Source organism: uncultured Tessaracoccus sp., from assembly GCF_947286155.1.
In the GTDB taxonomy this organism is placed as follows: Bacteria; Actinomycetota; Actinomycetes; order Propionibacteriales; family Propionibacteriaceae; genus Arachnia.
The window spans coordinates 82,138-97,590 of the sequence record NZ_CAMYPD010000005.1; the positions used below are offsets into that span (position 1 = coordinate 82,138).

Annotated in this window: 11 protein-coding genes and 1 riboswitch; of the genes, 3 read left to right on the forward strand and 8 right to left on the reverse strand. The window is 66.5% G+C overall.

The window, feature by feature from the left end; all coding sequences use genetic code 11:
- Positions 1 to 3 precede the first annotated feature (3 nt).
- The 4 genes from Q0X68_RS02510 to Q0X68_RS02525 are packed head-to-tail and all read right to left on the reverse strand — an operon-like array spanning position 4 to position 9,307.
- Positions 4 to 2,637, reverse strand: a complete 2,634-nt coding sequence (locus Q0X68_RS02510) for a hypothetical protein (RefSeq protein WP_297747080.1) — start codon at positions 2,635 to 2,637, stop codon at positions 4 to 6.
- Positions 2,621 to 6,103, reverse strand: coding sequence for a tubulin-like doman-containing protein (locus tag Q0X68_RS02515; protein ID WP_297747082.1), 3,483 nt, complete (start codon positions 6,101 to 6,103; stop codon positions 2,621 to 2,623). The genes Q0X68_RS02510 and Q0X68_RS02515 overlap by 17 nt, the downstream gene beginning before the upstream one ends.
- A gap of 37 nt (positions 6,104 to 6,140) precedes the next feature.
- Positions 6,141 to 8,894 (reverse strand): VWA domain-containing protein, encoded by a 2,754-nt coding sequence (locus tag Q0X68_RS02520; RefSeq protein WP_297747084.1) that lies wholly within the window; start codon positions 8,892 to 8,894, stop codon positions 6,141 to 6,143.
- A complete protein-coding gene (locus tag Q0X68_RS02525) occupies positions 8,891 to 9,307 on the reverse strand; it encodes a hypothetical protein (RefSeq protein WP_297747087.1) in 417 nt (138 codons plus the stop codon). The genes Q0X68_RS02520 and Q0X68_RS02525 overlap by 4 nt, the downstream gene beginning before the upstream one ends.
- 119 nt (positions 9,308 to 9,426) lie before the next feature.
- On the opposite strand from Q0X68_RS02525, the gene Q0X68_RS02530 reads away from it, so the two are divergent.
- Positions 9,427 to 11,220 carry a BCCT family transporter gene (locus tag Q0X68_RS02530; RefSeq protein WP_297747090.1) on the forward strand — a complete coding sequence of 598 codons (1,794 nt, stop codon included), beginning with the start codon at positions 9,427 to 9,429 and terminating at the stop codon, positions 11,218 to 11,220.
- 154 nt (positions 11,221 to 11,374) lie between these two features.
- Here Q0X68_RS02530 and Q0X68_RS02535 read toward each other — a convergent pair whose 3' ends face one another.
- The gene (locus Q0X68_RS02535; RefSeq protein WP_366127568.1) at positions 11,375 to 12,268 is read right to left on the reverse strand and encodes a rhomboid family intramembrane serine protease; all 894 of its coding nucleotides are present in this window, start codon (positions 12,266 to 12,268) and stop codon (positions 11,375 to 11,377) included.
- Between the two features lie 88 nt (positions 12,269 to 12,356).
- Between Q0X68_RS02535 and Q0X68_RS02540 the strand changes: the two genes are divergently transcribed.
- Positions 12,357 to 13,556, forward strand: a complete 1,200-nt coding sequence (locus tag Q0X68_RS02540) for a YibE/F family protein (RefSeq protein ID WP_297747096.1) — start codon at positions 12,357 to 12,359, stop codon at positions 13,554 to 13,556.
- Positions 13,557 to 13,564: 8 nt separating this feature from the next.
- Here the strand turns inward: Q0X68_RS02540 and Q0X68_RS02545 are convergent, their stop codons facing one another.
- The 3 genes from Q0X68_RS02545 to Q0X68_RS02555 are packed head-to-tail and all read right to left on the reverse strand — an operon-like array spanning position 13,565 to position 14,515.
- Positions 13,565 to 13,852: a hypothetical protein gene (locus Q0X68_RS02545; RefSeq protein ID WP_297747098.1), complete on the reverse strand. Its 288-nt coding sequence runs from the start codon at positions 13,850 to 13,852 to the stop codon at positions 13,565 to 13,567.
- Between the two features lies 1 nt (position 13,853).
- A complete protein-coding gene (locus Q0X68_RS02550; protein WP_297747100.1) occupies positions 13,854 to 14,204 on the reverse strand; it encodes a multidrug efflux SMR transporter in 351 nt (116 codons plus the stop codon).
- The gene (locus Q0X68_RS02555) at positions 14,201 to 14,515 is read right to left on the reverse strand and encodes a multidrug efflux SMR transporter (protein WP_108870816.1); all 315 of its coding nucleotides are present in this window, start codon (positions 14,513 to 14,515) and stop codon (positions 14,201 to 14,203) included. The genes Q0X68_RS02550 and Q0X68_RS02555 overlap by 4 nt, the downstream gene beginning before the upstream one ends.
- Positions 14,516 to 14,543: 28 nt before the next feature.
- Positions 14,544 to 14,601: riboswitch (guanidine-III (ykkC-III) riboswitch) on the reverse strand.
- Positions 14,602 to 14,667: 66 nt separating this feature from the next.
- Between Q0X68_RS02555 and Q0X68_RS02560 the strand changes: the two genes are divergently transcribed.
- Positions 14,668 to 15,075: a DoxX family protein gene (locus Q0X68_RS02560; RefSeq protein WP_297747103.1), complete on the forward strand. Its 408-nt coding sequence runs from the start codon at positions 14,668 to 14,670 to the stop codon at positions 15,073 to 15,075.
- The last annotated feature ends 378 nt before the right edge of the window (positions 15,076 to 15,453 follow it).

The window sequence follows — 15,453 nt, forward strand, 5'->3', positions numbered from 1 at the left end:
CCCTCAGACGAAGTCGCCGCTGTGCTCGATGGTAGTGCCGCCGTCGGTGTCGACGGGGGTGCCCGCCAGCTGGGAAATCGGAATCGCCCGGCCAGTTTGGATGACGACGAGCGCCTTGTCGAGCCCGCTGGATTGGTCTTGGCGGATCGTGTCCGTGATGCTGCGGATGTCGAGCACGCTCGTCTCGGCGGCGAACAGGCCCAGCTGGAACGAGTCTCGCTGCTGGCCGTCTTGGTCGAGGCCCGCCATGAACTCGTCGCGATGCACCTCGCTGGCCTGCCCCGAGTTCGACTCGCGCACGATCACGCGCGACAGCAGCCGGTTGCGGGCGTTCGTGTCGCGCAGCGTCTCGCGCACGATCTTCGATTGGAACGACGGGCTCACCGTGCGGGTGGCCGCGTGCTGGGCCATGGCACGGCTCCAACGCGTGAGGATGGGCACGCCGTCGATCGTCGGGTCGCTTTCGAGCAGGGCCGGGTCGTTGGCCAGCTGCATCCGGAAGCTGCCGAGCGACGCGGGGAGATCGCGCTGGAACTCCATCCACGGCTCCGACAGCCACCCGGTGGCGAACAGTGCGCCACGCCACGAGCTCGCCACGTCGTCGATGGCGTCGCGGTCGGGAACGGCCACACCGATGGCGATGTTGAGCGGCATCCCCTGGCCGACGTGCACGTCGCGTTCCGTGGCTTCCGACGGGTTCCCGTGCGGTGCATGGAGGAAGGCGCCCAGCACGCGCGACCAGTCGAGGTACTGACGGTAGCTGCGGCTGATCTTGCGCAGATCTTCCAGCGCTTCCATCCGGTGGCGGATGGCGTCGTCGAGTGCGGTTTGCCGCCGCTCGAGGCGGTTGAGGAGTGCGTATTCTTTCGCTTTGCTGCGCGTGAGCAGTACGGCGCCAGAGCTCATCCAGCCAAGGAATGTCGTGACGATACCGACGAGGAGCCACGGCCACGCGAACACCTGCAGCGCCGTCAGCGCCACCAGAATCGCGATGATCGAGGCACTCACGCCCGTGAGCACCCGCACCTGCATCGCCAGGTCGTCTTGCAGCTCTGCGCTGGTATCGACGACCTCGGGCTGCGCGCTGAGGTGGTTCACCTTCTCGGTGAGCTCGTCCACTTCTTGGATGGTGGCGCGGTGCGCGTCGGCGAGTCGGCGTCCGACGTGCCCGGCGTACGAGTTGCGCGCATTCTCCGCCCACTCCCGCAGGCGGTTCTTCTGGGCGGTGATCGCCTGGCTGAGGTGCGGCTGCGTGCGGGAGAGGTGGTCGAGCCGCTCGAAGAGCCGTGCGACGGCGATGTCGTCGCCGGGTTCGATTTCCCAGTTCGGCAGGAAAGCCGCGAGCGAGGCGGGAAGCGTGAATGTGTCGCGTGGGTCGTGGGCGACGCGGTCGGTGGTGGGCACGATGGCCGGCTGCGAGCCGGACGTGAACGGTTCGAGCCCTTGGGTGTGCTGCCCCGCGTCGAGCAGGCTGAAGCCACCACCCACGAAATCGCGCCACAGCTTGGGGTTTTGCAGCACCGGCGGGAGGTCGCCTGAGGTGCGGGTGGAGCGTCGGATCACGCTCTCCAGCGACTGCTCATACTCCGCCCAGCTCGACGACGACCCGTCGGCGCGAACGCCGCGAACCACCACGGCATAGCCCGAGTCAGAGCCTCCGAACACGGCGTTTTGCACCGTGCTCGCCACGGCCCGGCTCGCGGTCTGATCCACCGCACGGATGATCTGACCCGGCATGCCAGCGAGAGCTCGGCCAACAAACTGGAAGAACTCCTTCAGCGCAGCGCCCACCCCGATGTCCCTCGGGCGAGGCGGCGGGGAGGCATGCCGCACCCTGGGCATGGTGTCCGGATGCAGGCTGAGCAGCCGCTCCGCCATGCCTACCGCGCGCGACGCCTCGTCGTCGACCGTCACCACATGCCCCGACGGGGTGTGCGGCGCCGGGTAGCGTTGCGACACCGACACGAGCCGCTCGCCCAGCGCATGCTGCACCGAGCCGGACGAGAGCGCACGCGAGAAACCCCTGATCGGCACGACCAGCTGCCCGCTGGGCGGCTGGCGATCGTCGAACGGCCCGGCGGCCTGGCCCGGCCACAGCCCGAGCAAGCTCGTGAGCGTGCCGCACAGCAGCATCGCCCACTTCGGGTCGCGCGTCGAGCTACGCAGCGGCGACGACGCCCGTCCCGGCGCGCGCGACTCCTCCGGGGAAATCACCAGGTTGTGCCACCCAAACAGCACCAGCGAGCGACGCTGCCACTGCGAATCGGGGCTGCCTGCGGACACGCTGAGCTGCGTGATCGGCGCCCCCGGCATGGTGGATTGCAGCGCCTCGAGCACGCGCACCGCCTGCTCTTGGCTCACCACGCACTCCTCGTCGTCGACGTCTCCCACCACCGCCACACGCAGCCGGGCCACGTCGGCGTTGGCGAGGTCTTGTTGCAGCGCGGCGCCGGCCACACCGTCGGGGCGAAGCACCTTCACCGGCACGGCGGCGTGATCGTCGCGCAGCGCATCCAGGTCGACGACACGGCACGGGTTGACGAGGCCTTGCGCGGTGAGGTCTTGCAGCACCGCGCTCAGCAACACCGCCAACGGGCGCCGCGCCGCGAGGACGACGTAATCAGATCCAGACGTCATTTCCTGCCCCGCCCGTGGAGGTGTCAACCGAGGCCGCATCGATCATCTGCTGCAGCAGGTTCAGCGCAGGCAGCGCGTGCGGCGCCAGCTCGGACATGAGGCTCATCTGACGCACCTGCGCCAGCGGCAAGTTCAACTGGTAGGCCATCACGTTCTGCTCCGCCACGTTGCCGTTGGCGTCCACCTGGCCCCACTGCTCGGCATACATCCGACGAAGCCCCTCCACCCACGCGCGGGCTTCCGCAGCACGGGCCTGACCCACCGTCTGCGTCGCATCCGCCTCTGCCCTGGTGAGGACTGGGCTGGGGCCATCGCACGGCATTGGGGCGCCGTCGAGCTCCATGGGCTTATCGAAGAACGCCGCGCGCAGCAGCGTCGTGCCGGCCAGCTCGCTGACGTCGTTCGAGTGGGCGTTGGAGTCGGCCTGGTCAACGAGTCGGCGCAGCGCGTCGTAGGGGGTGAGCGGGGTGAGGTCACCGTCGCCGCCGCAGCGGACGAACGCCCAGGCGTGGCTCATCAGCACGGCCGCCAACACGTCGTGAGCGGTGCGCACCTGGGTGTCTTCCGACGTGAGCAGCTCACCGAAGTTGCACCAGCCATCGGGCGTGCTGACCGCGGCCTTGCCCGTCTTGTCTTGGCGCACCAGCCCGACGAGCCGGCCCAGGTACCAGCCCGCGATCACGCGCTGGAGCTCGTCCGGCGACATGGCGATGGCCGCCGACAGGGGGCGCGTGCGCTTCCACTGCCACAGGTTGCGCTGCGCGATGAGCGGGGCCTTCGCCCAGCGCTGCTGAATCGGGTCGAGCAGCGACGTGAAGCACAGCGGCGACACCTTCTGGTAGGAGCCGAACACGCTGACCTTGCCGGCCTCCGAGACGGTGCCCACCAGGGAGTCTTCAAAGTTCTCGACGCTCGTCGGGTCGAGCGACGCGTTCGCGCGCAGCCGCTGGAGCATGGCCTGGCTCACGGGGTGCTGCTCGCCGATCGGGATATCCGAGAACGAGTACACGAACTTGATGTCGGTGCCGTGCAGGCGCTGCGCCATGTTGACGTCGATACCCACCACTGGCTTGGCCTTTTCCATCGTCTCCGTCATCTTCGCGACGAACGACTTCTGGCGTTGCTCACGGTCGATGGCCGTCACCGTCGGGTCGTCGAGGTAGTCGGAGATGGACTGGCCAGCGAAGGCGGCGAACACGTCGCCCTTCGCGCCGAGCCGCGACGTGGCGCGCGCCAGCAGGTCGGAGTGCGACATCAGCAGCGTGTAGTTCGGCTTCGCCTCCGGCGTGGGCTGGCCGTCGGAAGCCCTACTCGGGAGGGCACCCGGCCGCCAGTGGCTCACCTGCCTGAGCACCTCGTGCTCTTCCTTCGCGCCGGTGGTCTGCCACTTGCCGTCGGTGGCTTCGGCGCGGATCTTCGCCAGCGACTGCCCGTAGTCGGTGTTGCCGTTTGCGGAGGCCACAACGTCGCTGTGGAACTGCTGGGGGAAATCGTCGGCTGTGGTGAGCAGCACCTCGTTCTCGGCATGCTTGAAGCGCATGGGCACGCGGTCGGTCTCGTCGGGCCAGTCGGCGTACACCTCGGAGTTGAGCTGCGCGAGGCCGGCCCCCGACGAGGTATGCGCGCGCTCCACTTCGAGCAGCCGGAGCGCGTCGTTGGCAGCCTTCTCGAGGCCCGCCAGCACGTCGGAGGAGAACGCCCGCAAGATTCCGGCGGCGATGCGGGCACCTTCCAGGCGAAGCGCGCGCTCCATCGAGTTGCTGAGCGAGCGCTGCACCATCTGGCCGATGGGGTGGCTCATGTCGACGGGCTTCTTGCCCAGCGACTGCGCCTGCTGCCCAACGGTGGGGTCAAGAGCGACGGGGTCTGCGCCGTCGGCTTCCACACCCGCCTGGGCGAGCTGCGCGATGAGCTGGTCGGCGTAGTCGTGGATGCGGCTCATCAGCTCGCGCCCGTACGGCAGGCCGAACTGGCTGACGACGCGCAGGAACTCGCGCTTCGCCGCCTCTTCGAGCTGGTAGGCCCAGCCCTCCGCCCACGCGTAGGCGCTGCGCTGCAGCTGGTTGCGGCACTGCTCGCGCATCGGGTTGAGGTTCATCGTGACGGTCGAGAGCCACTGCGACGCCGGCGCTTGCCCGGCGTTCGCAAGCATCCCGACGGCGGGCCCGGCGGCTTCGCGCGCGATGGCCTCCCACACCTGGCGCGGGAACGCCTCAGTCTGGAACCAGTCGGGGACGGGCTGCCCGTACTGCGGCAGCCCCATAGCGTTGAGGCTGGCGCCCCACTGGTTGTCCATGAGCTGCCGGAGCTGATCGTTGCCGGACAGCGAGCTCGTCGGGTTGATGTGACCGCCCACGAGGTGATCCGACGCGGAGTGCGCCAGCCGCTGCGCGGCGTAGTCGAGGTAGCGGTCACGGCCGAGCGACAGCGACGCGAACCCGAGCGAGCCGAACGGCAGCGCGAGCGGATCGACGCGCCAGCCGAACTTCTGGTTCAGGTTGGTAAGCGGGTTGGGGTTGCCGAGCATGAAGTCGAGGTACTGCCTCGACGCGCGCTCGGAGAGCATGGTGCCCGCCAGCGCCCGCGCGATGCCGCGGTACACGGATTCCTGCGAGCCGTCGCCGAAGTAGGCGCCCGAGCCGCCGATCTTCGAGCCGATCGGGAACACGCGGGCAAACGGCGGCGTGTTCTGCTGCAGCGGGATACCCAGTGACCCGTACGTCGCGGCGTCGAACCCTTCGGAGGTGCGGGCGATGGCCGCGATGATCTCCGGCAGCGCGCCCATCGCGTTGCCTTCAACGTTGGCGCGCTTGCCCTCGTCGAGCTGCGCGAACACGTCGGCGGTGTAGAGGAAACAGCCAATGTTTTGGCTCTTCACGCCCGGCAGCGTGCCGAGCAGGCGGGCCACGTCAAGGAACATCGACGCGCCAGAGCCGCCGGCCATGGAGCCGACGATGATGGGGATGATGACCTCCGACGACTGTTCCTCGGCGGGGATTTCACCCCAGGCGCCCGGCGCGACGGACTTCGCCTGCGCTCTCACGAGCGTTTCGCGCAGCGGGTTCAGCCTCGGCAGCGTGAGCATGCGCCCGACGGCCCGGTACTGGCCGGCGCCGGAGGTGACGGGGATGGTGTTCGCCGCAGCCGGGTTGCGCGGCGCCCAGCCGGACAGGCCGACGTAGTTGCGGTCTTTGCTGGTGAGCTGCGCCTCGACGGTGTGCGAGGTCTGCAGGAACGAGTTCGACGGCGACGAGAACGAGACGTAATGGCCGCCCATCTCCTGGATGTTGCCCAGCGGTTCGGGTCCCTTATCTGGGTCGACGGGAACGTCGATGTGCACGAACTGCCACGCGTCCGGGAGCGACGAGATGCCGCGGGCACGGAGGTCGGCGCGGAGCTGGTCGATCAGGAGACGAAGCGTGGTGCCACCAGAACCACCACATCCGACAAGAAGGAATCTACGCACGTTCAATCCTCACTGAGTTGCATTTCCTAGTTGTGGTTTACCATCCCGCCCCACCACTGGGAGGCTGATTGCCCCAGTTGGAGTTCGGCGGTTGTTGCCATTGTGACTGACCGCCCGGCTGCCCGGAAGGCGGCGGCGACTGCCAACCCGTCTGTGGCCCGCTCGAGGGCGACGGCCCTCCTTGCGGATTCCAGCGGGTGGTTGATTGCGTGGGCGGGTTCGACCACGGGTCGGGCTGCCCACCTGCGGAAGGGCCGCCGCCCCACGGGTCGCTCGTCGGGGGTTCAGCATCCGGGGGCAGACCCTCGCGGAGTTTGGCGACGGCGTCGCGGATGCGGCCGCGAATGTCGTCGGTGAGTTCGTTCAGGCCCGGCGCGCCGGGGCCGGTGAAGATGGTGACCGTCACGTCGCCGGAGGTGGGGCGCTCAGGGTGCAGCGCCACCGTCCAGTTGCCCTGCACGGCCAATGGCAGTTTGGCCTTGTCGCCGGCCGACGCGAGCGAGGTGCGCCCGCCTGCAGCCTTGCCTGGCTGCTCGACGACGACGTAACCGGGCTCCGTGAGCGCCAGGCCCGTCTTCGCCCGCAGCTGCACTCCCGCGACGTCGACCTTGCGGCGTCCATTGGCGAGCTGTGCAATCGACATGCGGCTGAGATCGACATCCAGGCCGTTGTCGGTGAAGGCGCGGGAATCGTCGACGGGCCCGGTGAACTGCTGTGCCAGCACTGCGTTGCCGGGGATCTTCGACGTGAGGTACTTGCTCAGGTACAAGATGCCGACGGGGATCGCGATGCCCAGCAGCGTCACACCGATGAGCGTGCCCCACAGCACCGGCTGCGACGCCGGGCGCTGCATCTGGAGATCAAACTCGAGCTGCACCGGTGTTCCTGCCTTGGCGCTGGGCGACTTGAGCCACACCTCCGTTTTGCCGACGAGCGCGCCGTGTCCGGTGCCGCTCGGGTCGAGTGTGAGCTCGAGCCCCGACGAGCTGCACGAGCCCTCGTCGGCCGCGGGAGAGCTCAGCTTCGCGGAATCGAGGCCCTTCGGGTATCCGGTGAACTGCGTCTTGTCGCCGAGCCAGACGCAGCCTTCGCCCTCGAGCGGAACCGTGACGGTAACCGGGTCGGCCTGCTCCGTCTCGCCGAAGGACACCTTGGCGGGGATCGTCGGGAAATCTTCCGGGGGTGCGACCGACAGTGGCGTCATCACCCGGATGGGTTCCAGCTTGGTGCCTTCGACGGTCTTGCCCCCGCCAGACCACGACTGCGTCGTGACGTTCAAGGTGATCCACAGCTGCGCGCCGCCCGCGGGTATCGAGCCCGGGTCGAGTGCGATGGGTTCGGTGATCGTGGTCACCGGCTTGTCCTTGGCGAGTTGGCGGGTCTCACCGTCGGAGCCAGTCAACGAGACGTCGAACCTGGACTCGTCGGACAGTGTGGACGGATCGATCGTCTCGCCCTTGCTGCTCACCAGGCCGAACTGCAGGTCGACGGGTTTCGCGTCGGTGCGAACCGTGACGTCTTTGCGGTTCGTCCACACCGGCTGCACGTCGCCAAAGAGCTTCAACGATGACTTCGCCAGCTCGTCGGTGTCAGTGGGCGCGACGAACACCAGCCCCCACGGGCCGATCCATTCCTCGCTCTGCCCGTCGCGCTCCAGCCTGAGGTCCAGTGTACGCTCGGATAGCCATTTCCAGCGCAGCGTCGCGCCGGGGACTTTCGCGTTGTCGCCGTCCTTCGGCATGGGGGTGAGGGCGCCGTCGCGGGTTTGCACCAGGACGCGTCCGCCGTCAACGGGGAGCTGCGTGATGGCTTGTACGCGCCCGATCGCGCCGTCGAGGACGAACGTGCGGGTGCCCTCTGCGCAGGGCTCCTCGCCTTCCTTACACAGGCCGGTTTCCTCAACACCGGATCCCTCGGATGCGGCTTCCGCAAACGCCCAGATGAGGTCGTCGATGTCACTGGCCATGCTGAAGGTGCCAGGCAATGGTTTCGTGATATCGCCGCAGGGAATCGTTTCCGCTGCGGAGAATCCCTGCATGAGTTCGAATGTCTTCGGTTCGGAATCGACGGCGAGCCCGATGCCGAGTGTGATGACGTCCATGCTGCGCAGCTGGTCGGCAACGCCGCCCGGGCGGCACATGTCCTCTTGCCCGTCCTTCACAGCCTGCGTGGTGTCCTGCTGCGTCGCGAGCTTGTTGTCGGGCGAGTACGGTTTCGGGCCTCCCCACTTCTGCATCACGTCAGCGTTGGCGCGCGTGCCGATGGCGAACCCACCGTCGGAGAACCACACCACCATCGAGCAGTGGTCGCCCTCAGCCTGCTGGCGCTGGGCGAGCTCCTGGCGCGCACCGTCGACGGCTTTCCAGTAGTCGGTCTCCGGCCCGTTGCGACGCTCGGCATAGGCATCGAGGTCGGCGTTGATGGGGTCGAGGTGCTCGGCGTCGAGGTCGGTCCAGTCGAGCGTCTTGTTGAAGCTGTGATCGAAGCCGGCGAGCGCGATCTGCACGTTGGCTTCGGGCACGTCACCCAGGATTTCCGCGAGGCGGCTGATGAACAACTTACTCGCCGTCACTCGGGCGTTGTTCGGGTCGGTGTCTTTCAGCGAGCCTGACGTGTCGAACAGCAGCAGTACGCTGCCCTGCCCTCCGCCGCGGGTGCAGCTCATGAATCGCGACGCGGGCGTCACTTCCGCGTCCTCGTCGGCGCGGGCGCTCGGCTGGGCGAGTGGCGCAACGACCAGCCCGACGATGAGCGTCAACAACAGCGTGCGCATGGCACGCAGGCGGTTCACGACCAGACTCCTCTCGCGACGTCACTGGCGATGAGCCACGCGGCGAGCGCAACGGCGACGAGTGCAAGCACGACGGCGACCCGTCGGCCCCACTCGGCCAGACCTGATGGCCGGTACCAGCCCGATTCGCGCTTCTTGCCGTCGGCGGAGGTGAACAGCGCGACGGCAGTGATGGCCAGCGGGCCTGCCAGCACCCACGCGACGAGCCCCATCGTGGCTCCGCGACCGACAATGGCGAGCACGAGTGCTGCGAGTGAGAGCAGCACGCTGATGCCGAGCCACAACATTGGCGGGGTGTTCGGTTCCACGAATTCAACGGCACGCTGATCCGCTCCGAACGCAGCGGTCTGCGCCTGTGCGTCGTAGCGGGGCGGGGGCGTCGACCAATCCCCATCCGAACCAGACCAAGTCATGCTTTGCACTGTAGCGGAACCCACTGACAATCCCGCAGAATCGCGCTCGACTTCGGCACACGATAGGGTCGAATGGCGCCAATGCGCGCTCCCCCAATAACGACGAAGGTGATTTCTGCATGTCTGAAACTCCCAAGACGGACGAGACGCACGAGGAGTTGAGCGCAGCCGACGAGCTTGCTTCGCTGTTGGCTACCGACGCTCCCGCGCCGCACGCGACAGAGGAGGTGGAACTGCAATCTGAGGCTGACTCCCCCATCGACTGGCTCATCGCCGGGCCTGCAATCGCGATCACCATCGCCGTGGTGGCATGGGGCCTGCTCGCATCAGACTCGTTTGCGAACTTCGCAAGCTCGGCACTCGACTTCATCGTCACGAACTTCGGCTGGGCATTCGTGCTGTTCAGCACGGTATTCGTCGTGTTTGTGCTGGTGGTTGCCTTCAGTAACTTCGGGCGCATCAAGCTTGGCGGCAACGAGGAAGAACCAGAGTTCAACACCATCAGTTGGGTAGCGATGATGTTTGCCGCCGGCATGGGCATCGGCCTCATGTTCTACGGCGCCTCCGAACCGCTCACCTTCTACCGCGACGGCGTGCCCGGCCACGGCACACACGAAGTGATGCCCGCGATGGCCACCGCCATGTTCCACTGGACGCTCCACCCCTGGGCCATGTACGCCATCGTCGGCCTGGCCATTGCGTACTCGACCTTCCGCATCGGGCGCAAGCAGCTGCTCAGCCAAGCCTTCGTTCCGCTGATCGGCGAGAAGCTCGCCGGCGGCTGGCTCGGACGAGTCATCGACGTGCTCGCAATTTTCGCGACGGTGTTCGGCACCGCCTGCTCGCTCGGCCTGGGTGCGCTGCAAATCGGCGCAGGCCTGAAGGCATCGGGGCTGATCGAAAACCCGGGTCAGTGGGTCGTCATCGGTATCGTGCTGGTGCTCACGCTGGCCTTCCTGCTGTCCGCCATGTCGGGTGTCAGCAAGGGCATTCAGTACCTGTCGAACACCAACATGGTGCTCGCAGCCATCCTCGCGATCTTCGTGTTCATCCTCGGCCCCACCGTCTCGGTGCTGAACCTCATTCCCGGCTCGATCGGCGCGTACCTGTCCGGGTTCTTCGAGATGGCGAGCCGCACCGCCGAGACCGCCGACGGCACTGCCGGAGGGTTCTTGGCTGGCTGGACCATCTTCTACTGGGCCTGGTGGATCTCCTGGAGTCCCTTCGTCGGCATGTTCGTCGCACGCATTTCGCGCGGCCGCACCATTCGTGAGTTCTGCCTGACAGTGCTGTTCGTCCCCGCGGCTGTGTCCACCCTCTGGTTCGCGATCTTCGGTGGCACCGCCATCCACATGGAGCGCGACGGCAACTCCATCTGGGGCGACGGCTCGGCCCAGACCCAGCTGTTCAACCTGTTGCACCAGCTGCCGGGCGGATTCGTCGCGGGCATCGTCGCGATGATCCTGCTAGCGACGTTCTTCATCACCTCGGCCGACTCCGCGTCGACGGTGATGGGCTCCATGTCGCAACACGGGCGCTCCGACGCGTCGCCTGGCCTCTCCGCCCTGTGGGGCGTCATGACCGCGCTGATCGGGCTCACCCTGCTGCTGTCTGGCGGTAACGACGCGCTGTCCAACCTGCAGAACGTGACCATCATCGCGGCGAGCCCCTTCCTGCTCGTGCTCGTGTTCTTGATGCCGGCCATCGTGAAGGCACTGCGTGCAGACATCATCTACGTCGAGCTTCGCGAAAACCAGGCGTTCCAGCGCAAGCTCGCGCGCGAGCGTCGCCTCCACCGCGAGCAGCTGGAAATCGAGCGCCAGAAGGCGCGCTTCGCCAAGCTGCACCCGGGCCGTCGCGCGCCGAAGGCCGACGGGGAAGCCACCGTCGAGCACACCTCGTCGCCTCAGTAACGCAGGCAGGTGCAACCTGTGCGGCTCAGTCGCGGCACATGTGTCCAACGCTTCTGCGCGACGAGGCATCGTCGGGAAGCAAAGGAACATTGATCCGCGACTGAGCCGCACAGGTTACGAGTACCCCCGACGGCCCCGCGCGGGCCACGTCGGTTTAGGTGAAGCGCAGGAGCGCGATGGCGATGATGGCCGCGACGGCGGCCGCGCTCAGCAGGCCGATGAGTGTCCATTCCCAGCGACGCTGCTTCCTCGGCAGGTGCACCATGAGCGCAGTGATGGCGACGCCGCCGAGCAGCCCACCGAGGTGGCCTTCCCACGAGACGTTCGGCACCAGGAATGTGAGCACCACGTTGAGGCCAAGCCAGATGAGGATGCTTCTGAGCCCCTCCGGGTGACGCTGCTTGAGCGCAACGACAAGGAACGCACCCATGAGGCCGAAGATGGCGCCAGAAGCGCCGAGTGTGCCACCGAAGGGCGTGCTGAAGAGCATCACGAGCGCACTCGCAGTGATGGCCGAGAAGAAGTACATCGCGAGGAAGCGGGCGCGACCAAACACCATCTCCACCTGGGGGCCCAGCACCCACAGCGCCATCATGTTGAACATGATGTGCCAGGGCTGAACGTGGGTGAATGCGCTCGTCAGCACCTGCCAGAATGCGCCAGTGGCGACGCCGGGGATCCACGTCGAACCATGTCCGGCGCAGCCGGCGGGGTCAGTCAAGATGATCTGGCTGGAGTCGTAGGGGCAGATGCCGTACGGCGTGAGCGCGAGGTGCTCGATGAGCGGACTGCCGCCCATGCCGGTAACCAAGATGGCCAGCCAGACCGCGACGTTCACGCCGATGAGCACGAGCGACGTGACGTGATTCGGCTGCACGCGACGCGTCTTGAGCTGCGCCTTCGGCTGCGGGTTCGCGCGCACGCACTCGGGGCAGTGGAAGCCGACGGAGCCCTGAATCATGCAGTCCGGGCAAATCGGGCGATCACAACGTTGGCAGACGATTCGCGCGGCGCGCTCTGGGTGGCGGTAACAAACTTGGGCGTCCATCGCCGACAAGTATGCCCCACGCCGACGGATTCACTTGCGGCGGTCGCGTCGGGCGCCCGCATGTAGAACGCGTCGCTACTGTGTTCTCATGATGCATTCACATTCCCATGGCGACGTGCAGATTGAGGTGGGCACGAAGGCGAAGGTCTGGCTGATCGGCTTTCTCGTGCTGCTCGCGGTGCTCACCGTCGCGGGGATCATCTGGCTGTGGCCGTCGTCGGGCGAGATGCGGGAGGGGATTCACCACGTGCCCGCAGCCGAAGGGGTGATCGAGACCAGCGGACGCATCACGCGCGTCGAGCCGACGTGTGAGGGGCAGTTCGATACGTCGAGCGGGCAGGTGGCGTGCGTGACGTACGAGATCACGGTGCTAGGTGGGCCAGACGAAGGCTCGACGCAGCGCGTCGAGGTGACGGGCCCGCAATCATCGGCGGGGCTCGGCGCGGGCGACGTCGTGCAGGTGTCTCGTATCGACGCCGCTGACAGCGTGTTTTACGCCTACCGCGGGATCGACCGCACGCCCGTGTTCATTGCTCTCGCCGTGCTGTTCGTCATCGCCGTGATCGCGGTCGCGAGGTGGAAGGGGTTGTTCGCCCTCGTCGGGTTGGTGGTTGCGGGGGCGGTGCTCGTGCGGTTCATCATCCCCGGCATTTTGCTCGGGAAACCGGGCGTGCTCGTGGCGATCGTCGGCTCCACCGCCATCATGTTCGTGGTGCTCTACGTGGCGCACGGCATATCGATCCGCACCTCGACGGCGCTCGCCGGCACCATGCTGGGGCTGCTCGTCACGGCGGGGCTTGGCTCCGCCAGCGTGTACCTCGCGAAGCTCACCGGCTTCGCGGAGGAGACGGAGTGGGACCTGCAAAACCTCGCACCGGGCCTCGATTTTCGGCAGTTGCTCATCGCTGGGCTGATTATCGGCGGGTTGGGTGTCCTGAACGACACCACCATTACCCAAGCCTCGGCCGTGTTCGAGCTACGTGCCGCGGCGCCGACGATGCGTCGTCGGGAGATTTTCTCGTCGGGCATGCGAATCGGACGCGACCACATTGCGTCGACGATCTACACCATCGTGTTCGCCTACGCAGGCAGCGCGCTCGTGGTGATCATGCTCGTCTACTTCACATCAACGTCACTGCTGCTCACCATCAATCAGGAGATGTTCGCGAGCGAGATTGTGCGCACGCTGGGGTCGTCGATCGGGCTGATCTTGTCGGTGCCTATCACGACGGGGATCGCCGCCCTGACCGTCGGGCCTGCACAACCGGCTCCGGCGCACGCGCGCTGAGCATGCGGCTAGTGAGGGTGGGTGGCGTCGTGAGGCGCTTCGACGTCCCAGCCTTCGAGGTCGACGGCGAGGCGCACGGCGTCGCGGATGCGGGGGCCGTGGTCTACCCAGCTGTGCGGCGAGGCGAGCGTGGCGACGAGCCCGTCGTCGACGATTTCGAGTGCGCTCAATACGCGGTACTCCAGCAGGGGTCCGACGGTGCCCGGCGCTGCGGTGACATGCCCGGATGGGAGGTGGGCGACGTCGGTGACGAACAGCAGGCTGCGGGAGTCGCCGTCGATGGGCTTGGGTGTCACTTCACGCCTCGGCACCTGTGACCTCCTGTTCGGGTTTGTCGAGCAGTTTCAATCCGATGACGCACCCGACGATACCGGCCAAAAACAGACCCTTCAGCCACGACAGCTCCTCGGCCCCAGTGGCCGACGCGTATATGACGGTGAGCACGGTACCTACACTCGTCCACACGGCGTACGCGGTGCCGGTGGGGATGCGTCGCATCGCAATAGCAAGGCCGATGCTCGACAACGTCGTGGCGACGAGGAACAGCAGCGTCGGGGCGAGGAGGGTGAACCCCCGCGACGCGGCGAGCGCGTTCGCCCACACAGCCTCGAGCACTGCGCTGACAAGCAGAATTGCCCAGTGCTTCACGCGACCACCTTCAGCCCGACGACGCAGCTGATGATGCCCACGATGAGCAGTACTTTGGCGAGGCTGACGGGTTCGGTGCCGCGCAACATGGCCCAGGCGACGGTGAGTGTCGCGCCAGTCGCGGTCCACACCGCATAGGCCGTGCCGGTGGGCAGCGCCTCGAGGGCGATTCCGAGCCCGACGAGCGAAAGCACCGCGCCGATGAAGAATACGACGGTGGGCTTCCACCGTCGGAACCCATCCGACGCGGCAAGCGCCGACGCCCAGACCGCCTCGAGCACGCCCGAGGCCAACAAGATCACCCAGCTCATGCCACTTCCCAATGTTGGTTCGATTGCGGTTGGCCAGTCTTGTCTTCACCCGGTACTGATCCGTCGTCGGGGGCACAGCGCCACTCATACCCTAGCAACGTGGCTTCGGCGCCTGGCTACGCTGGAGGTACGACCTGAGAAAGGACAACCTTATGGCCCTCGGATTCCTCACTCGTTCAATGCTGGCTAGCGTGTTCGTCGTCGGCGGTCTTGATTCCGCTAAGCAGCCCGGCCCGCGTGCCGACATGGCGCAGCAGTTCATGTCGAAGCTCAACGTCGATCTTGACGACGAGGAGTCAGCCACGCTGGTGAAAACCAACGGCGCGCTGCAGGTGCTCGGCAGCGTGGCGTTGTCGCTCGGCATCTTTCCTCGTCTGGCTGCGCTCGGGTTGTTCGGTTCGCTCGCCGCGACGACCGTCGCCGGGCATCCTTTCTGGAAAGTGAGCGACGAGCAGGAGCGCCAGGGGCAGTTCTTCCACTTCCTGAAGAACGTCGGCCTGGCCGGTGCCCTGCTCGCTATCGCTTTCGGCCCCAACACCAAGGCCTCGAAGAAGAAGTAACTGTTTGGTTGCCTCGGTGGTTGAGTAGCACCCGTGGGACGAGTATCGAAACCGAGCCAGCTCAGACGGTTAAGTAGCGGCCGTAGGCCGCGTATCGAAACCGAACACGAAACTTCAAAATCCGTACGCAGATGAGATGAAGGGCCCGATCTAGGGGTGTTAAATCAATCTGCGTACGGATTTTGAAGTTTTTCGGCGCATCTCGATACGGCGACTGCGTCGCCTACTCGATAGTCGGGCGTGAGGCGTCTTCCATCGGTGGTTGAGCCCGCAGGGCCCGGTGGTTGAGTAGCGAGCGAAGCTCGTGTATCGAAAACACACCCGCTAGGTGGCAGATTGTGGCCCGTCTTTGGGCGCAAAATCGCCACTGGATCTTCC